This window comes from Agrobacterium sp. H141, from assembly GCF_057158725.1.
Map to the genome: position 1 here is coordinate 3,391,896 of NZ_CM169893.1, position 17,013 is coordinate 3,408,908.

20 protein-coding genes are annotated in these 17,013 nt (G+C 58.8%); 7 read left to right on the plus strand and 13 right to left on the minus strand.

From position 1 onward, the window contains the following. Positions 1-136: 136 nt before the first annotated feature. Entirely contained in the window at positions 137-826 is a 690-nt protein-coding gene (locus tag ACWPM9_RS15930) for an HAD family hydrolase (protein WP_428185581.1), read from the plus strand. Between the two features lie 19 nt (positions 827-845). On the opposite strand, the gene ACWPM9_RS15935 is transcribed toward ACWPM9_RS15930, so the two are convergent. Beyond that, positions 846-1,385 (minus strand): hypothetical protein, encoded by a 540-nt coding sequence (locus ACWPM9_RS15935; RefSeq protein ID WP_428185582.1) that lies wholly within the window; start codon positions 1,383-1,385, stop codon positions 846-848. Between the two features lie 237 nt (positions 1,386-1,622). Here ACWPM9_RS15935 and thrC point away from each other — a divergent pair, with 237 nt between their 5' ends. The 4 genes from thrC (at position 1,623) to ACWPM9_RS15955 (ending at position 7,927) form a co-directional block, all read left to right on the plus strand. After that, the gene (thrC, locus tag ACWPM9_RS15940) at positions 1,623-3,017 is read left to right on the plus strand and encodes a threonine synthase (RefSeq protein WP_484755777.1); all 1,395 of its coding nucleotides are present in this window, start codon (positions 1,623-1,625) and stop codon (positions 3,015-3,017) included. A gap of 22 nt (positions 3,018-3,039) precedes the next feature. Next, a complete protein-coding gene (locus ACWPM9_RS15945) occupies positions 3,040-4,335 on the plus strand; it encodes a M16 family metallopeptidase (protein WP_428185584.1) in 1,296 nt (431 codons plus the stop codon). Positions 4,336-4,403: 68 nt separating this feature from the next. Beyond that, positions 4,404-5,018, plus strand: coding sequence for a GNAT family N-acetyltransferase (locus ACWPM9_RS15950; protein ID WP_428185585.1), 615 nt, complete (start codon positions 4,404-4,406; stop codon positions 5,016-5,018). Beyond that, a complete protein-coding gene (locus ACWPM9_RS15955; protein WP_484755778.1) occupies positions 5,015-7,927 on the plus strand; it encodes an EAL domain-containing protein in 2,913 nt (970 codons plus the stop codon). Before ACWPM9_RS15950 ends, ACWPM9_RS15955 begins: the two co-directional genes overlap by 4 nt. 35 nt (positions 7,928-7,962) lie before the next feature. On the opposite strand, the gene ACWPM9_RS15960 is transcribed toward ACWPM9_RS15955, so the two are convergent. Next, complete coding sequence (locus tag ACWPM9_RS15960; protein WP_428185587.1) at positions 7,963-8,568, minus strand: YqgE/AlgH family protein; 606 nt, start codon at positions 8,566-8,568, stop codon at positions 7,963-7,965. Positions 8,569-8,674: 106 nt separating this feature from the next. Between ACWPM9_RS15960 and ACWPM9_RS15965 the strand changes: the two genes are divergently transcribed. Both ACWPM9_RS15965 and ACWPM9_RS15970 read left to right on the plus strand, forming a co-directional pair. Continuing rightward, on the plus strand, positions 8,675-9,565 hold the full coding sequence (locus ACWPM9_RS15965; RefSeq protein ID WP_484755779.1) for a protein-disulfide reductase DsbD domain-containing protein: 891 nt from the start codon (positions 8,675-8,677) through the stop codon (positions 9,563-9,565). A gap of 64 nt (positions 9,566-9,629) precedes the next feature. After that, positions 9,630-10,115, plus strand: a complete 486-nt coding sequence (locus tag ACWPM9_RS15970) for a peroxiredoxin (RefSeq protein WP_428185589.1) — start codon at positions 9,630-9,632, stop codon at positions 10,113-10,115. 88 nt (positions 10,116-10,203) lie between these two features. Here ACWPM9_RS15970 and ACWPM9_RS15975 read toward each other — a convergent pair whose 3' ends face one another. From ACWPM9_RS15975 to ACWPM9_RS16025, 11 genes are all read right to left on the minus strand, one after another. Next, positions 10,204-10,512, minus strand: coding sequence for a Dabb family protein (locus tag ACWPM9_RS15975; RefSeq protein WP_484755780.1), 309 nt, complete (start codon positions 10,510-10,512; stop codon positions 10,204-10,206). 211 nt (positions 10,513-10,723) lie between these two features. Next, on the minus strand, positions 10,724-11,173 hold the full coding sequence (gene rnhA / locus ACWPM9_RS15980; RefSeq protein WP_428185591.1) for a ribonuclease HI: 450 nt from the start codon (positions 11,171-11,173) through the stop codon (positions 10,724-10,726). Continuing rightward, positions 11,170-12,135 (minus strand): homoserine kinase, encoded by a 966-nt coding sequence (locus tag ACWPM9_RS15985; RefSeq protein ID WP_484755781.1) that lies wholly within the window; start codon positions 12,133-12,135, stop codon positions 11,170-11,172. The genes rnhA and ACWPM9_RS15985 overlap by 4 nt, the downstream gene beginning before the upstream one ends. Positions 12,136-12,294: 159 nt before the next feature. Further along, positions 12,295-12,729, minus strand: a complete 435-nt coding sequence (locus ACWPM9_RS15990) for a type II toxin-antitoxin system HicB family antitoxin (protein ID WP_484755782.1) — start codon at positions 12,727-12,729, stop codon at positions 12,295-12,297. A gap of 2 nt (positions 12,730-12,731) precedes the next feature. Further along, positions 12,732-12,920 (minus strand): type II toxin-antitoxin system HicA family toxin, encoded by a 189-nt coding sequence (locus tag ACWPM9_RS15995; RefSeq protein WP_484755783.1) that lies wholly within the window; start codon positions 12,918-12,920, stop codon positions 12,732-12,734. A gap of 175 nt (positions 12,921-13,095) precedes the next feature. Next, the gene (gene ispH / locus ACWPM9_RS16000; protein WP_428185594.1) at positions 13,096-14,100 is read right to left on the minus strand and encodes a 4-hydroxy-3-methylbut-2-enyl diphosphate reductase; all 1,005 of its coding nucleotides are present in this window, start codon (positions 14,098-14,100) and stop codon (positions 13,096-13,098) included. Next, on the minus strand, positions 14,100-14,468 hold the full coding sequence (locus tag ACWPM9_RS16005; RefSeq protein ID WP_428185595.1) for a DUF1304 domain-containing protein: 369 nt from the start codon (positions 14,466-14,468) through the stop codon (positions 14,100-14,102). Before ACWPM9_RS16005 ends, ispH begins: the two co-directional genes overlap by 1 nt. Positions 14,469-14,523: 55 nt before the next feature. Then, positions 14,524-15,282, minus strand: a complete 759-nt coding sequence (locus ACWPM9_RS16010) for an SURF1 family protein (RefSeq protein ID WP_484755784.1) — start codon at positions 15,280-15,282, stop codon at positions 14,524-14,526. Then, positions 15,251-15,634, minus strand: a complete 384-nt coding sequence (locus tag ACWPM9_RS16015) for a DUF983 domain-containing protein (protein WP_428185597.1) — start codon at positions 15,632-15,634, stop codon at positions 15,251-15,253. Before ACWPM9_RS16015 ends, ACWPM9_RS16010 begins: the two co-directional genes overlap by 32 nt. Positions 15,635-15,767: 133 nt before the next feature. Then, a complete protein-coding gene (locus ACWPM9_RS16020) occupies positions 15,768-16,052 on the minus strand; it encodes a GNAT family N-acetyltransferase (RefSeq protein WP_428185598.1) in 285 nt (94 codons plus the stop codon). Positions 16,053-16,122: 70 nt separating this feature from the next. Then, entirely contained in the window at positions 16,123-16,998 is an 876-nt protein-coding gene (locus tag ACWPM9_RS16025; protein ID WP_428185599.1) for a cytochrome c oxidase subunit 3, read from the minus strand. Between the last annotated feature and the right edge of the window lie 15 nt (positions 16,999-17,013).

Below are 17,013 nucleotides of genomic sequence, written 5' to 3' on the forward strand. Positions count from 1 at the left end.
AGCTTCGGTAACCGCCGAAGTGTCTGACGGTGATGGCGAGAGGCGATGTTGTCTTGTCCAGGCGCACTTGTTGTTCTTTCGCCTGACATCGTGTAGGGAAAGCCGCCTTCCCAGACCCCAAGATACGGACATCATCATGAGCGGTTTCGACCTTACCATTTTCGATTGCGACGGCGTGCTCGTCGATTCTGAAATCATTGCAGCCAAGGTCGAATCCGGACTGCTCAACGATGCCGGCTATCCGATCTCGGTGGAAGAAATGGGCGAGCGCTTTGCCGGCATGACCTGGAAGAACATTCTTCTGACGATCGAAAAGGAAATCGACATTCCGCTGTCTGCCAGCCTGCTGGACAAATCGGAGAAGCTTCTCGATCAGCGACTGGCGCGCGAGGTGAAGATCATCGAGGGTGTTCTCTACGCACTGTCACGGCTCGAAGGCCCGCGCTGCATCTGCTCGAATTCCGGCTCCAGCCGTCTCGACATGATGCTGACCAAGGTTGGTCTCAAAGCGGCGTTTGGCGACCATGTCTATTCCGCCAAGGATCTGGGCGCAGACCGGGTGAAGCCCAAGCCGGATATTTTTCTGCATGGCGCGGAAAAATTCAACGTGTCCCCGTCAAAAGTCGTGGTGGTTGAGGATTCCGTCCATGGTATCCACGCAGCGCGCGCTGCCGGCATGCGCGTGATTGGCTTTACCGGCGCCTCACACACCTATCCCTCGCATGCCGACAAACTGACCGATGCCGGTGCGGAAACGGTAATTTCGCGGATGAAGGACCTGCCGGCGGTGATTGCCGCCATGGCAGAATGGGAAGGCGCGATCTGATCGCGCCACCCCGGCCGGCTTACTGTTTCGACTTGCCTTCGTCGAAGCCGATATAAACACGGGCAAGACCGCTCAGATCACCCTGAACCGGAATATTGACGTCCTTGGTGAAGACGAACTGCGTCGCGACAGCCGGATCGGCCAGCGTTTGTTCGTATTTCGTCAGTTCTGAATACAGCACATTGTCGCCATCGACCACAGACACCCGGATCGGCATGACGATATTGCCGGCCTTGCCCATGGGGCCGGCGATGATGCGGCCCTGGACCATGGCGGTGATGGTGAGCGTCGCGTCATTCTTGGTGCAGGCACGCGTGGTGTCGGCAAGCGAGGCCTGATAGATCACCTTTTCCGGGTCATCCTTGCCGCCACTGGCATAGGTCCGGTAGGAGGCCGTTCCATCGCGAAGCGAAATCCCCGGGCATGTGGTCTGCACCACCGCGACGTCAGCTGCCCGCTGGGCGGCCTTGGGATCCAATGTGCTGTCGGTGTTGCAGCCAGCAAGGGCTACCAGCAGCGATGCCGCGGCCACGCCGCGAGAGACGTTCAGAAACACCATACTCAACCTTCTGCATTCCAGGCCGTCGAATGCGGCCAAATCCTTCGCTCTCAGGCCTTTTCATTGGCCTTGGCATTGGTCTATACCAGCGGCGCGGCAAAAAATCGATCTGTTCGTGGGCGTTTTTGGTACAGTTTTCAAACTCCCGTCCCAGTCTTCGCCCAGGATCGACTTTGCCACTCATTTGCCAATCGAGGGATTGACGGCGGGCCGCCGTTACGAGCGAGGATCATTGCCATGGAATACATCTCCACCCGCGGCGAGGCACCCAGCCTCGGCTTCCGCGACGCCCTGTTGACCGGGCTCGCACGCGACGGAGGTCTTTACCTTCCAAAGACATGGCCAGAGCTTTCCAAGAAAGACATTCGCGCCATGCGCGGCATGACCTATCAGGAAGTCGCCTTCGAAGTGCTTTACCCCTTTACCGGCGGGGAAATCGAGAAGGACGCTTTCCGCTCGATGATCAACGAGGCCTATGCAACCTTCCGCCATCCAGCCGTCGTGCCGCTGGTGCAGACGGGTGCCAACTCCTTCGTGCTCGAACTGTTCCACGGCACCACGCTGGCGTTCAAGGATGTGGCCATGCAGCTTCTGGCGCGGCTGATGGATCATGTTCTGGCCGAGCGCAATGAGCACGCAACGATCGTCGGCGCCACCTCGGGCGATACGGGCGGCGCCGCCATCGACGCCTTTGCCGGACGCGAACGCACCGATATTTTCATTCTTTTCCCGCATGAAAAAGTCTCGCCTGTGCAGCAGCGGCAGATGACAGGTTCAACCGAGAAGAATGTTCACGCCATCGCGGTGAAGGGCAATTTCGACGATTGCCAGAACCTCGTCAAAGACATGTTCAACGACGGCACCTTCCGCGACAAATATCGCATTTCCGGGGTCAATTCGATCAACTGGGCGCGTATCATGGCGCAGGTGGTCTATTACTTCACGTCGGCGCTTTCGCTTGGAAGCCCGGACCGCAAGGTGTCGTTCACGGTGCCGACCGGCAATTTCGGCGATATCTTTGCTGGTTATGTCGCCAAGAAAATGGGACTGCCGATCGACAGGCTGGTGATTGCGACCAACGAAAACGACATTCTCGCCCGCACCATGCGCACCGGTCGCTACGAGATGAAGGGCGTCAAGGCGACCACCTCGCCCTCCATGGATATCCAGATTTCGTCAAATTTCGAACGTCTTCTGTTCGAAGCCAATGACCGTAAGCCGGAAGAAGTTCGCGCCGCGATGACCAGCCTGAAACAGTCCGGCGGCTTCGAAATCAAGCCAGAGGCCTTGAAGGTGATCCGCAAGGCTTTCCGCGCCGGCAAGACCTCGGAAAAGGACGTGGCGCTGACCATCAAGGACACGCTTGCCGAGACCGGCTATCTGCTCGACCCGCATACAGCTGTCGGTGTCCATGTTGCCAAGAAGCACGAAAAGGCCAATACTCCCATGATCGTGCTGGCCACGGCCCATCCGGCGAAATTCCCCGCGGCAGTAAAAGCTGCAAGCGGTATTGACCCGGCCCTGCCGGCGTGGCTTGCTGACCTGATGGACAGGGAGGAGCGTTTCACAATTCTGGATGCAGACCTTAAAGCCGTCGAAAGCTTTGTCGGCGACAACGTACGCACCCGGTAAAAGAAACGCAGAAAGACGGAACATGAATGTGCAGAGTACCCGGCTTGCGTCCGGGTTGACGGTCGTAACCGAAAGCATGCCCCACCTCGAAAGCGTTGCTCTCGGTACCTGGATCAAATCCGGTTCACGCGACGAAACCGAAAACGAACACGGCATCGCCCACCTCCTCGAACATATGGCGTTCAAAGGCACCCGCACTCGCGGTGCCCGGCAGATTGCCGAGGAAATCGAGAATGTCGGCGGCGAACTGAACGCGGCAACCTCGACAGAGACCACCGCCTATTACGCCCGCGTGTTGAAGAACGACACGCCGCTGGCTGTCGATATCCTGGCCGACATCCTCACCGATTCGGTTTTCGAGGCTGACGAACTTCAGCGCGAGAAACACGTTATCCTGCAGGAAATCGGTGCCGCCAACGATATTCCCGATGACGTGGTCTTCGACAGCTTTTCCGAGGTCGCCTATCGCGGGCAGACGCTCGGTCGGCCGATCCTCGGTACGCCGGACACCGTGAAGGGCTTCACCAGCGACGATATCCGCGCCTATCTTGCGCGCAATTACACCACGGACCGCATGTTCGTTGTCGCGGCCGGCGCTGTCGATCACGACAAGTTCGTCAAGCAGGTCGAGCAGCGCTTTGCCTCGATCCCGACCAAGCCGGAAGTTTCACCGGTCAATGAACCGGCACGCTATACCGGCGGTGAGACCCGTCAGGCGCGCGACCTCATGGACGCGCAGGTGCTGCTCGGTTTCGAGGGCAAGGCCTATCACGTTCGCGATTTCTACGCCTCGCAGATCCTGGCCAACATCCTCGGTGGCGGTATGTCGTCGCGGCTCTTCCAGGAAGTGCGTGAGTTCCGCGGCCTCTGTTATTCGGTCTACGCTTTCCATTGGGGCTTCTCGGATACCGGCATTTTCGGCGTTCATGCAGCCACCGGCGGCGAAAACCTGCCGGAACTGATGCCCGTCATCATCGAGGAACTGCGCAAGGCATCGCAATCGATCGACCAGCAGGAAATCGAGCGTTCGCGTGCACAGATCCGTGCACAGTTGCTGATGGGCCAGGAAAGCCCGGCGGCACGGGCTGGCCAGATTGCCCGGCAAATGATGCTCTACGGTCGTCCAATCTCCAATCAGGAGATGATGGACCGGCTTGAAGGCATCACCACCGAGCGTTTGACAGATCTTGCCGGACGGTTGTTCTTCGACACGGTGCCGACGCTTTCGGCGATCGGACCGCTGGATAAGCTTGCATCATTGGACGACATTGTCGGCTCGCTGTCTGAGCCGCACAAGGCAAAGGCGGCTGCCGGCTAAGGCCGGCCACCGACACTTAGGATCTGGCTGCGGGCGAGACATCAGGCCCGAAGCGCTGGGGTTTGGGCATGGTACGATCGGTATTTCGGTTTCTGTCGCGGCAGCCGGAGCTCCCGGACCTTTGCGATGGCACCATCCATCTGCGCCTGCCCCGGCATTCCGATTTCCGCCAATGGCAGTCACTGCGGCGCGAAAGCCAGTCCTTCCTGCAACCCTGGGAGCCGGCATGGCGTGCGGACGACCTGTTCGAGCGCTCTTTCCGGGCGCGGGTTCTGCGTAATGAACAGGAATTTTCCTCCGGCAGCGCCGTTCCTCTTTTTCTCTTCCGGCAATCCGACAACGTCCTTCTGGGCGGGCTCACCATCGGTCTGATCCGCAGGGGTGCGGCCCGAACCTGCATGATCGGCTACTGGATGGGGGAGCGACATTCGGGTCGCGGCCATATGTTTGCCGCACTTGGAATCGCAATACCCTACATCTTCCGGGAGCTTGAGTTGCACCGGATTGAAGCAGCCTGTATTCCGGACAATGAAAAAAGCATCCGGCTTCTGCAAAAGTCCGGGTTTCAGCGAGAAGGCATCTTGCGGGACTATCTGAAAATCAACGGGCAGTGGCGCGACCATGCGATCTTTTCGCGGTTGTCCAGTGACGCCGAGGGCAACGGGAAATTTCCGACGGAATGAGCAATCCACTGACACAGCACGCGATACCGCTCGGCCGGGTGGCGACGACACTTGCCGCAATGATGATCGCATGGCTTGCTCTTGCGCTGTCGCCTGCCCTCGCGCTGGAGCCGGTGAAGATCGCGCGCGACGACATGGCGCTGGACCTGACGCCGACCACCGAGATCTATACGAATCAGGGCGAGGCTTTCCAGGTGTCCACCGCCGCCGGTGCCGACGGCATCCGTCGACGGATCGAGGTGCGCGCGACATCCAACAATCACCAGGGCGACTGGGCTGTGTTTGCGCTTGCAAACGTTTCGGAAGAACAGCTGGAGCGCGTGATTGTCGCGCCGCATTTCCGTCTCGCCAATTCCAAGATGTTCTGGCCCGATCTCGGCTCGCAACGGATCATATCGATTACCCCGTCCGAAGGCTTCGCGCTCGACCGCTTACCGAGCGACGAGGCGGATGTGTTTCGCATTACCCTGAACCCTGGTTCGGTGGTGACCTTCGTGGCCGAGCTTGAGGGACCGAGCCTGCCGCAGATCAATCTGTGGGAGCCCAATGCCTACAAGGACACCGTCAACGCATTTACGCTCTATCGCGGTATCGTGCTTGGCATTGCCGGTCTATTGGCCGTGTTTCTGACCATCCTGTTCGTGGTCAAGGGCACATCCATGCTGCCAGCTGCAGCGGCCCTGGCCTGGGCGGTTCTTGCCTATATTTGCGTCGACTTTGGCTTTCTCGGCAAACTCGTCAACGTCTCCATGGCGGATCAGCAGATCTGGCGAGCGGGGGCGGAAGTGGCGCTGGCCTCCAGCCTTGTGATCTTCCTGTTTACCTATCTCAATCTCAACCGCTGGCACGTCAATCTGGGCTATGCCACATTTGCCTGGGTGCTGGGGCTTGGGCTTCTGTTCGGCGTAGCGATCTACGATCCGTCCATTGCCTCGGGCATTGCGCGGCTTTCCTTCGCTCTGACGGCCACCGCTGGCATTGGGCTCATCTTCTATCTCGGCTTCAACCGCTATGACCGCGCCATCCTTCTGGTGCCGACCTGGGCGCTGATCCTGGTGTGGCTGTTCGGTGGCTGGCTGACCGTGACGGGCCGGCTCGACAACGACATCGTACAGCCGGCTCTGGGTGGCGGACTGGTCCTGATCGTCCTTCTGATCGGGTTTACCGTGATGCAGCACGCCTTTGCCGGCGGGGCCTATCAACAGGGGCTGTTTTCCGATCTGGAGCGTCAGTCTCTGGCGCTGACCGGGTCCGGCGATACCGTCTGGGACTGGGATGTGGCGCGCGACCGGGTTGTCACCAGCCCCGACATTTCGGTACCGCTCGGCCTGTCGCCCGGCACCATGCATGGCGCCGCGCGCAACTGGTTGCCGCGGCTTCATCCCGATGACCGTGACCGGTTCCGCGCCACGCTCGACGTGCTGCTGGAGCATCGCAAGGGCCGTCTTAGCCACGAATTCCGCATCCGCGCGGAAGACGGCCATTTTCACTGGCTGAAAATCCGCGCACGTCCGGTTCTCGGATCGAATGGCGAAGTGATCCGCTGTGTCGGCACGATCATCGACACAACCGAGCAGAAGAATTCGATCGATCGCCTTCTTCAGGACGCGATGCACGATAACCTGACGGGATTGCCGAACCGCGAAGTGTTCCTCGACCGCCTGCAATCGATGCTGACGCTTGCGCCAAGCAATGAGGGCTTTCGCCCGACGGTGATGGCGATCGATATCGACCGCTACAAGCAGGTCAATGATTCGCTTGGCATTGCCGCCGGCGACAATATCCTGATTGCGCTCACGCGCCGTCTGCGCCGTCTGTTGAAGCCGCAGGACACGCTGGCGAGGCTTTCCGGCGACCAGTTCGGTCTGATCCTTGTTTCGGAACGCGATCCCTCCAAGGTGGCGGATTTTGCCGATGCCGTTTCCAAGGCGATCATGGTGCCGATCAATTTTGCCAATCGCGAGATCGTGCTGACGGCGTCCATCGGGCTTGTCTCCTGGGTCGACCAGCAGGAAAGTGCCACCAGCCTGATGAATGATGCCGAGCTTGCCATGTACCGCGCCAAGCGTGTGGGCGGCAATCGCGTCGAACCGTTCCGACCTGCCTTCCGTACCGCCGGCACTGACCGGCTGCAGCTGGAAACCGATCTGCGCCGCGCCATCGAACGTCGCGAAATGTCGATGGTCTATCAACCGATCATCCATCTGGAAGATGGCGAGCTCGCCGGCTTTGAAGCCTTGATGCGGTGGGACCATCCGAAGCGCGGCAGCATTCCGCCCTCCGAATTCATTCCGATTGCGGAAATGTCGGATCTGATCGAGCCGCTTGGCATTTTTGCACTTGAGCGCACGACCACGGATCTGATGCAGTGGGAAAAGCAGAACGGCACTCTGCCACTGTTTGTCTCGGTCAATCTTTCCAGCGCACAGTTGCTCAGCAACGATCTCTACAACGATGTGCGTTCGATCCTGTCGCGGACCGAATGTGAGCCAAAGCGGATCAAGCTGGAACTGACCGAATCGGTTGTGATGCAGAACCCCGAACAGGCCCGACTGGTTCTCGACAAGCTGAAGAGCACTGGCATCAGCCTTGCACTCGATGACTTCGGGACCGGCTTTTCCTCGCTTGCCTATCTGACACGCTTTCCCTTCGACACGATCAAGCTCGACAAGGCGCTGGTCTGCGACCACAGCCCGAAGAAGAACGTGCTTTTGAAATCGATCATAGGCATGGCGCGGGATCTGGATATGGATGTCGTGGCTGAAGGCATCGAGACCGACGAGGATGCGGAAACCTTGGCCAAGATGGGCTGCCGTTTCGGCCAGAGTTATCTGTTCGGCGCACCCATCGGTTCCGATTCGGTCCTGCGACTGCTCAAGGAGCGGCAGGCCGAAAAGCAGAAAGCCTGAGGCGCGTCATCCCTACCGTTGACAGGATGATTTGCTCAGGCGTGGCCGGCCTCGGCTGACAGCATTGCAGGGCTGACACCCATCAGGGCCAATGCGCGCTCATATTTGGTGTCGAGCGCCGTATCGAAAATCAGATCTTCGGTCGGCGGGCAGTTGAGCCAGCCATTATTGGCGACTTCGTCATCCAGTTGCCCCGGCCCCCAACCGGCATAACCCAGCAGCATGGTGGCGCGGCGCGGACCGTGGCCGCCGGAAATGGCTCTGACCACATCCAAGGTCGCGGTCAGCGAGATATCATCCGTCACCGGGATGCTGGAACCGCTTAGGTAATCGTCGGAGTGCAGCACGAAACCGCGACCGCTTTCCACCGGGCCTCCGCATTGCACGGGGAATTGCCGCGCGGTATCGGGCAGCATGATCAGTTCATCCTGCGGCAGAATTTCGAGATGGGAGAGGACATCCGGAAAGCTGACCGGTTGAGCGCGATTGATGATAAAGCCCATGGCACCCGCTGGCGAGTGGGCGCAGATATAGACGACGCTTCTGGAGAAGTTCCCATCTGCCATGCCGGGCATGGCAATCAGGAACTGGCCGTCGAGAAAGCCACGTTCGCGATCACTCTTGAGGTCCGAAAAAGCCATGCTGCCTCCCGTGTCTATGGCGTCACCGCTGTCCAAGTCAGCAAACATATTAGATCGGTGGAGTGGCAAGGATGGGGCAACATCAAGGATCAATCAACCGAAAATGATGGAAAGCAAAAAAAGCGTGACTGGCCTGCCGGCGCTAATCGGACTAAAGCTTTCGGCAATGAGCACGCGCGTCCAGTTCCCCCACCCTTTCATCGCCCTTGCCGCAGCACTGCTAATCGGCCTGGGTTTGGCCACGTCTGCCCTTTCGGCACAGTCCGAATGGGCGATCAATGATGGTGGGCGCATGCGGTTGATCCTCATGCCAGGGGACGACAAAGGGACCTATGAGGGTGCATTGCAGATCGAGCCAAATGCCGGCTGGATCACCTACTGGCGCGAGCCGGGCGATAGCGGCATCCCGCCACAGGTGGGCGTCATGCCGGGAAGCGACTTCAAACTCGAGAGCATTTCCTATCCGGTCCCAGTGCGCATCGACAATGGTCCCGTGCGCGATGTTGGCTATGAGCAGAAGGTAACGTTTCCGCTGGTCTTTTCCGGTCCCGTCGCTGCCGGCGGAAGGCTTGAGGCTTCCGCCTTTATCGGCATTTGCAAGAATATCTGCATTCCCTTTCAGGCGCATTTTACCGTCGATGTCAGCCCGCAGACCGATATGGGAGATGGCCTGATCCTGGCCGAGGCCAAGGCAGCGCTGCCTGAGCCACCGTCGCGGGACTTTTCCGTCACCGGATTTTCTCTCAATGACGACCACAGCACGCTGCATCTCGATCTTGCTGTGCCGAAGACAGATGAAAACCCGCAGCTGTTTGTGACCGGTCCGGAAGGTACGCTGTTTCTCGACTACACCGTCGTTGAAAGCGCACCTGGCACGCTGTCTGTCGAGATGCCGGTCGCGCGTCTGCCTGAGCATTACGATCCCTCCGGCAAGACGTGGTCGGTTCTGGTTGTCGATGGCGCACGGGCGATGGAAAGCGCGCTTGCCTTCGAATAGCGGCACCCTATATTGCCTCTGCATGCGGCCATAAGGCCCTTAGCCAACCCATTCGGAGGACATCATGGCGATTGCAATCGGCGACCGGCTGCCCGCAACAAGCTTCAAGGAAAAGACAGCCGACGGCATCGTCGACGTGACGACCGAGGATTTCTTCAAGGGCAAGACAGTCGTGCTGTTTGCCGTGCCCGGAGCGTTTACGCCAACCTGCACCAATAATCACCTGCCCGGCTATCTGGAAAACCGCGATGCCTTCCTGTCGCGCGGCGTCGACGACATCGCCGTCGTATCGGTCAACGACGCCCATGTGATGGGCGCCTGGGGCCAGCACACGGGCGCTGCCGGCAAGATCCGCTTCCTGGCCGACGGAAATGGCGATTTTGCCAAGGCGACCGGTCTTGATATGGATTTGTCCGCCGGTGGCCTCGGCCACCGTTCAAAGCGCTATTCGATGCTGGTGAAGGATGGCGTGGTCGAGCAGCTCAATATCGAAGAGAGCCCCGGTCAGGCCGTGACTTCAGGCGCGTCGACGATGCTGGGCCAGCTCTGATCTCAGACAAATTCAGTCTATAAACGATCAAGGGGCGCTTCTGGCGCCCCTTTGTCATTACCGCTTGTGCCGCCGCCGGCAGAGCTGGTCAGATATCCATGTCGAAGACGAGGATGCCCGAGAGGCCACCATCGGTGGCGCGGACGATGCGATCGCCCACGGCCTTGTGATCCGGATGGGACAGATAATAATCGCGCACGGTCTCATCCTCGAAGGTGACCGTGAAGCCGTCATTATAGCCGCTGCTCAGGCCTTCCGGCGAGACATTTGGGCCGAACTTCACATCGACCATGCCGGGAATGAATTCCTTCAAAGCCGCGATTGCTTCGTAGATCGCCTGCTTTTCCTCTTCCTGCACCGATGACTTGAAGCGCAGGAAAACACAATGAAGGATCATATGGAGACTCCGCGTTGATTTCGTTGGCCGCACAATAGGGTCTGACAAAGTGTTGGCAAGCGCCAAATACGCGCAATTGAAGGGGCGTTGTCTCAGACTTCATGGACGCCCCTCCCCACGAGGAGAAAGAGCTATGTCGTGGGCGCGATGGCCGGCAGGCCAGGGGAGATTTCGCGAAAGACCAATTTTCCTCGCGAAAGAGGCTTGTCTCTTACCCGCGTCCCTTGTTCTTGAAGGGCGCCATGCCGTTGCGGGCCAGTTCGTCTGCGCGTTCGTTTTCCGGGTGACCGGCATGGCCCTTGACCCAGTGCCATTTGACCTTGTGCCGCTGGTTGGCGGTATCCAGCAACTGCCAGAGTTCGCCGTTCTTCACCGGTTTCTTGTCGGCGGTTTTCCAGCCATTCTTCTTCCAGCCGAAAATCCACTTGGAAATGCCGTCCATGACGTATTTGCTGTCGGTATAGAGATCGACCTCGCACTGATCCTTCAACGCGTTCAGCGACGAGATCGCGGCCAGCAATTCCATGCGGTTATTGGTGGTCTCGGCTTCGCCGCCCGACATTTCCTTTTCCGTCTCACCATAGCGCAGAACCGCGCCCCAGCCGCCGGGTCCGGGATTTCCCGAGCAGGCGCCATCGGTGAAGATATCAACGTGTTTCATGCATTCAGTCCGTATTCTGCGCTGGTTTCAACAGCGCGGTGGAAGCGTAGCTTTTTCAGATATTCAAGCGGGTCTTTCTTCACCACCAGAGCACCCTCCGGCGTGGTCAGCCAGTCATAGAGACGGGTGAGGAAAAAGCGTAAGGCAGAACCGCGCGCGAGGACGGGCAATGCTGCGTGTTCTTCTTCAGAGAGCGCACGCACAGACTGGTAGCCTTCAAGGAGCGCCATGCTCTTGGTGACGTTGAAGGCGCCGTCCTTTTCAAAGCACCAGGCATTGAGGCAGATGGAAACGTCATAGGCGAGAAAGTCATTGCAGGCGAAATAGAAGTCAATCAGGCCGGAAAGAGTGTCGCCCAGAAAGAAGACGTTATCGGGGAAGAGATCGGCATGGATGACACCAGCCGGCAGATCGATTGGCCAGTTGGCATCGAGAAAATCGATTTCTGCGCGTATTTCCGCCTGCAATCCCCTTTCCACTTCGTCGGCGCGGCTTTCCGATTTGTCCCACAGCTGTTTCCAACCTTCCAGCGACAGGGCATTGGGGCGCTCGATCTGGAAACCTTCACCGGCGACATGCATGGCCGCCAGGGCCTTGCCCACCTCGTGGCAGTGTTTGGCTTCGGGCTTTCTCAGCCACATGCCTTCCAGGAACGAAATCAGCGCTGCGGGGCGGCCCGACAATTCGCCCAGGAGTGCGCCATCCTTGCGTGGCAGCGGCAGCGGGCAGGACAGATCGCGTGCTGCCAGATGGTGCATCAGACCCAGAAAGAAAGGCAAATCGGATTTTTCCACGCGCTTTTCGTAGAGCGTGAGGATCAGTGGATCCCTGGTGGTGTGCAGCAGGAAATTGGTGTTCTCAACGCCTTCGGCAATACCCTTGTAGGACAGCAAATCTCCGGCATCATACTGATCCAGAAACGCCTTGAGATCGACTTCATTAATGTCGGTGTAGACTGCCACGTTTTCTCACCCTGCCTGCGCTCGGCTCTGTCGCGAATATCCTCGACAGCCTTACAGGGGCCGAAATGGGAGTGAAAGCCCCGCGGCGACACGAGCAACAAAAATTGGTGTCGTTGTAGTGGGACTTGAACGAATGTCAGGTCGAGAAATATCTGCGTATCAGGCAGAAACCGCATAGTCCCGTCGATTTCCGGAATCTTCCTCAACGGATATCTGACGTTTGGCGGCCTGCGCCAAAAACCCCGAACGCGTCAGGCCATGAGCCTCGGCATAAGCATCAATGTCGCGCAACACATCCTCCGGAAGGGTAATGTTCAGCCGTACTGCTTTGCGGGCCTGAGCCTTCAGCGGGATGAGAACAGCCACCGCGTCACGACTATCCGGGTCGCTCATGACTGCTTCCAATGTCGATGGCTCGGGAATGGCATCGCCATCCTCGATCATACCCTCGACATGCAAGGCCAGCGCCTCCGTTGCCATGACGCGCGCATCGTCGAGATCCTGACCGGCAGTCACGACGCCTGGGAAATCAGGAAAGGAAACTCCGTAGTCGCTGCCTTCATCCTTGTGGATCAGTCCAATGAAATTCACCATTGTCACCTCAGTTTCAGATCCGCTTGCTTCTCGATACTCTTCAATGTGCCGATGGGGATGTCGCGTTTGGGATGGGGGACCGTCACGCGCCCGGACTTTTCGGCATGCTTGAACTGCACGTGGCTGCCGCGTGTGGCCACCTCGAACCATCCGTCCGCTTTCAGAGCCGCAATGACGACCGCGCTTCTCATCGGACCAATATACACACTTGATGTGTATCATTCAAGATGAGGTCACCAGAGTGCAACTTTGAGGTTGCTGCATGTCGTCACGCCCCCGCCCTTCGCTTGGGCTAAGGACGTTCGATGCTGCAATCGCGGCGCTGGATCGCTTGCTCCAACCGGCTCTCGCTGGTCGGAGCCCATCTCACCCGTTCACCCAGGCCATGTCGTGGTGGGTGAGCTCTATCTCACGCAGTTCGCGATTGACGAGGAAGTGTTCGTTCTCGATCGAAAATTCTGCGAGTTCCACCGTCGTCTCATAGCGGGCCTTGAAGGCTTCGATGATCTCGTTGACGATCACTTCCGGTGCCGAGGCGCCGGCTGAGAGGCCAAGGGTTGAGATGTCGCCGATCTGGCTCCAGTCGATCTCGCTGGCGCGCTGCACCAGCATGGACTGCTTGGCCCCTGCGCGCAAAGCGACCTCGACCAGGCGCTTGGAATTGGATGAGTTGGGCGCACCGACGGTGATGAACAGATCGCAGCCGGGAGCGGCCTGCTTGACGGCTTCCTGGCGGTTGGTCGTGGCATAGCAGATGCTGTCTGCGGCCGGTGCCTTGAGATTGGGAAAGCGCTCCTGCAGCTTGGCAATCACGCCAGCTGTATCATCGACCGAGAGCGTGGTCTGGGTGACGAAACCGAGATTGTCGGGATCCTTGGGCTGGTAGCGCTCGGCATCCTCAACGGTCTCGACGAGGGAGACGGCTTCGGGCGGCAATTGTCCCATGGTGCCGATGACTTCCGGGTGGCCAGCATGGCCGATCAGCACAACATGGCGGCCCAGACGCTCGTGGCGCATGGCCTGCTTATGAACCTTGGACACCAATGGGCATGTGGCATCGAGATAGAAGAGATTGCGCGACTGTGCGTCGGCGGGCACGGATTTCGGCACGCCATGGGCGGAAAACACGACCGGTTGCTTGCGGTGCTCTTCGGGAATTTCGTCCAGCTCTTCGACGAAAATGGCACCCTTGGCCTCGAGCCCTTCGACAACATAGCGGTTATGAACGATCTCATGGCGGACATAGACCGGAGCGCCATAGCCTTTCAGCGCAAGCACGACGATCTGAATGGCCCGGTCGACGCCAGCGCAAAAGCCGCGCGGGCCGCACAGGCGAATGGTCAGTGGCGGGCGAGAATTGGATACAGTCATCAGAGGCCTGTCAGCAACACGAAGATTAGGGCGATCAGCGCCGGCCCACCCTGGATCATCAAGATGCGGCGAGACGCGGTCATTCCCCCATATAGGGCTGCCACCAGCACACAGCCAAGAAAAAAGACTGCGAGCTGAAGGGCGAAGGCAGGTTCGGGCTGGATCAGTGCCCAGAACAGTCCCGCGGCCAGGAAGCCGTTATAGAGGCCCTGATTGGCCGCCATGATCTTCGTCGCCTCGGCCTGTGCCGCACTCATGCGGAAGGCCTTCCGGCCAGCAGGCCTGGTCCAGAGAAACATCTCCAGAACCAGAATGTAGACATGCTCCAATGCTACAAGTGCGATAAAAAGATCTGCGATAAGCTTCATATTTACCCTCCCCTGCCCGTCGATCTCTTTTGTCACGAAACGGCAGTGGCGTCGATCAATCCTTGCGGCGAAACAGGGCCATTCCCCCAACCACCATCAAGGCTGCTGCCAGTCCATACCAGGTCACTGCATATTGCAGGTGATTGTTGGGCATTTCGATCTGGGTCACTCCGCCGACCGGCCATCCTCCATTGACCGGCGTTGCATCCGCATCGAGGAAGAAAGGTAAGACCTTTTCCTGATCCAGGCCCACCGTCTCGGCCATTGCATCGAGATCTTTCCAGTAGAAGATGTCCTTGGCCAGATCATTTTCCGGAACCAGCGATCCCGGCTTTTCAGTCAGCTTCTGGCGGGCAAGGCCCGTGACTGTTTGCGCGCCGTCCAGAAGGCCGGCTGTGCGGGTCTGCTGGTCCTTCATCTCGTAAGGGACAAAGCCCCGATTGACGAAGAGATAGCGACCGTCTGACAGCGCAAGCGGGGTATAAATGTAAAAGCCGCTGCGTCCCTCGAAGGTGGCAAAGAAATGCCGTTCCTTGTCATTGAGAAAGCGGCCGGATGCGCGCGCTGCGCGATAGTCGATCGGCTTGCCTTCCGCCACCAGCGCCTCGATCTGCGGTACATCCAGGGGATCGGCATGCCGGCGCTCCTCGATGGAAGCGATCAGGCCTTCCTTCCAGGCCAGCCGCTGCACCTGCCAGGTGCCGAGTGCCAAAAGGATGGCCAGCGCGATTGGAAAAAATATCCAGGCGGCAATTTTCCTGCCGCGGCCCAATGGCCTCATATTATTCACGCTCAATCGTGCCCTGACGCGCATTGTTCTTGAACTGGAGCGCAATCAACAGCGCCTTGATGGTTCTCAACAGCCAGATCGACAGCCCGATGGCGAGCGGCCCCCACAGGATGACATGGAGCCAGACAGGCGGATGATAGTTGATCTCCATCCAGACTGCCAAACCGACCACGATCAGATCGGCCAGCAGAATAACGAAGATGACCGGGCCGTCACCGGCGTCGATGAAGGAATAATCCAGTCCGCAATTGGCGCAGACGGGCTTCAGTTTCGTCAGACCATCGAACAGCTTTCCCTGACCACAACGCGGGCAGGTACAGGCAAAGCCAGCCTTAACGGGATCGACGGGCGGATAAAGGGCTTCGTCTTCACTCATGCACTTGTCCTGTTCGCACTTGGGCAGCCTGTCTTTTCAGAATAGCTCGCCATGGACGCATAGGTATCCCTCAAGCCGCCGCACGTCCAATCGAAATACTGCGTCAATTGGACCGCCGCTTGAGCATTCCCGCTCAATGTCCGCTGATCACATCGTTCCATTCGGGATGACGGTTCAGCTGGGCCTTGAAGAAGGGGCAGAGAGGGAAGATCTTCCAGCCGCCGCTTCGGGCTTCCTCCACGGCGTGCACCGCAAGCGCCTGACCGACGCCCTTGCCCCGCAATGAGTCGGGCACGCCCGTGTGATCGATAATGATGAGCTGGGGTGACGCGCGCGAATAGGTCATCTCGGCCTCATGGCCTTCCACCGTCGCTGCGTAGCGCCCACCCGATGCGGTGGTTTCTTCCCTGATATCCATTTTCATCTCCTGAAATGAAACGAGGCGGCTGTTTGCACAGCCGCCTCCGAAAATTATGTCAGACCGTCGATCAATGGGCCAGCGGAGCGCCCCAGTCGCCCCAGATGTAGATGGAGAAAAACAGGAACAGCCAGACAACGTCCACGAAGTGCCAGTACCAGGCCGCCGCTTCGAAGCCGAAATGCTGCTTGGGGGTGAAATCACCCTTCAGCGCGCGCAACAGGCAGACCAGCAGGAAGATGGTGCCGATCAGAACGTGGAAGCCGTGGAAGCCGGTGGCCATGAAGAAGGTGGCGCCGTAGATCGAATCCTTGAAGCCGAACGGTGCGTGAGCATATTCGTAACCCTGCACGAAGGAGAACAGCACGCCCAGAGCAACCGTGAGAGCAAGACCGCTGATCAAGCCCTTGCGATCGTTGTGGAGCAAGGCATGGTGCGCCCAGGTCACGGTGGTGCCGGAGAGCAGCAGGATCACCGTGTTGTAGATTGGCAGATGCCAGGGATCGAGCACTTCAACGCCGGCTGGCGGCCACTGACCGCCGGTAAAGGCCAGACGGGAAGCCTGAATGGCTTCGTGCGGATAAAGGCTGGCATCGAAAAATGCCCAGAACCAGGCAACGAAGAACATCACTTCAGATGCGATGAACATGATCATGCCGTAGCGCAGATGCAGCGACACGACGCGGGTGTGGTGACCCTCATGCGCTTCCTTGATGGTATCTGCCCACCAGCCGACCATGGTGTAGAGAATGATGGCAAGGCCGATGAAGAACAGCCAGGGTGTCGCCAGTTCCAGACCGAACATCTGGAACGAACCACCATTCAGATAGCGCATGTAGCCAACGCCGCCGAAGGTGATCACAAAAGCGCCGATCGAGCCGAGGATCGGCCATGGGCTCGGATCTATAATATGGTAGTCGTGGTGTTTCTGATGGGCGTCGGCCATGTCATCTATCCCCGA

What these genes read in the sequence shown, in the direction of transcription:
- ACWPM9_RS15930 (WP_428185581.1), top strand. Translation starts at nt 137, where the DNA reads ATGAGCGGTTTCGACCTTACCATTTTCGATTGCGACGGCGTGCTCGTC.
- ACWPM9_RS15935 (WP_428185582.1), bottom strand. Translation starts at nt 1,385, where the DNA reads ATGGTGTTTCTGAACGTCTCTCGCGGCGTGGCCGCGGCATCGCTGCTG.
- thrC (WP_484755777.1), top strand. Translation starts at nt 1,623, where the DNA reads ATGGAATACATCTCCACCCGCGGCGAGGCACCCAGCCTCGGCTTCCGC.
- ACWPM9_RS15945 (WP_428185584.1), top strand. Translation starts at nt 3,040, where the DNA reads ATGAATGTGCAGAGTACCCGGCTTGCGTCCGGGTTGACGGTCGTAACC.
- ACWPM9_RS15950 (WP_428185585.1), top strand. Translation starts at nt 4,404, where the DNA reads ATGGTACGATCGGTATTTCGGTTTCTGTCGCGGCAGCCGGAGCTCCCG.
- ACWPM9_RS15955 (WP_484755778.1), top strand. Translation starts at nt 5,015, where the DNA reads ATGAGCAATCCACTGACACAGCACGCGATACCGCTCGGCCGGGTGGCG.
- ACWPM9_RS15960 (WP_428185587.1), bottom strand. Translation starts at nt 8,568, where the DNA reads ATGGCTTTTTCGGACCTCAAGAGTGATCGCGAACGTGGCTTTCTCGAC.
- ACWPM9_RS15965 (WP_484755779.1), top strand. Translation starts at nt 8,675, where the DNA reads ATGGAAAGCAAAAAAAGCGTGACTGGCCTGCCGGCGCTAATCGGACTA.
- ACWPM9_RS15970 (WP_428185589.1), top strand. Translation starts at nt 9,630, where the DNA reads ATGGCGATTGCAATCGGCGACCGGCTGCCCGCAACAAGCTTCAAGGAA.
- ACWPM9_RS15975 (WP_484755780.1), bottom strand. Translation starts at nt 10,512, where the DNA reads ATGATCCTTCATTGTGTTTTCCTGCGCTTCAAGTCATCGGTGCAGGAA.
- rnhA (WP_428185591.1), bottom strand. Translation starts at nt 11,173, where the DNA reads ATGAAACACGTTGATATCTTCACCGATGGCGCCTGCTCGGGAAATCCC.
- ACWPM9_RS15990 (WP_484755782.1), bottom strand. Translation starts at nt 12,729, where the DNA reads ATGGTGAATTTCATTGGACTGATCCACAAGGATGAAGGCAGCGACTAC.
- ACWPM9_RS15995 (WP_484755783.1), bottom strand. Translation starts at nt 12,920, where the DNA reads ATGAGAAGCGCGGTCGTCATTGCGGCTCTGAAAGCGGACGGATGGTTC.
- ispH (WP_428185594.1), bottom strand. Translation starts at nt 14,100, where the DNA reads ATGACTGTATCCAATTCTCGCCCGCCACTGACCATTCGCCTGTGCGGC.
- ACWPM9_RS16005 (WP_428185595.1), bottom strand. Translation starts at nt 14,468, where the DNA reads ATGAAGCTTATCGCAGATCTTTTTATCGCACTTGTAGCATTGGAGCAT.
- ACWPM9_RS16010 (WP_484755784.1), bottom strand. Translation starts at nt 15,282, where the DNA reads ATGCGCGTCAGGGCACGATTGAGCGTGAATAATATGAGGCCATTGGGC.
- ACWPM9_RS16015 (WP_428185597.1), bottom strand. Translation starts at nt 15,634, where the DNA reads ATGAGTGAAGACGAAGCCCTTTATCCGCCCGTCGATCCCGTTAAGGCT.
- ACWPM9_RS16020 (WP_428185598.1), bottom strand. Translation starts at nt 16,052, where the DNA reads ATGGATATCAGGGAAGAAACCACCGCATCGGGTGGGCGCTACGCAGCG.
- ACWPM9_RS16025 (WP_428185599.1), bottom strand. Translation starts at nt 16,998, where the DNA reads ATGGCCGACGCCCATCAGAAACACCACGACTACCATATTATAGATCCG.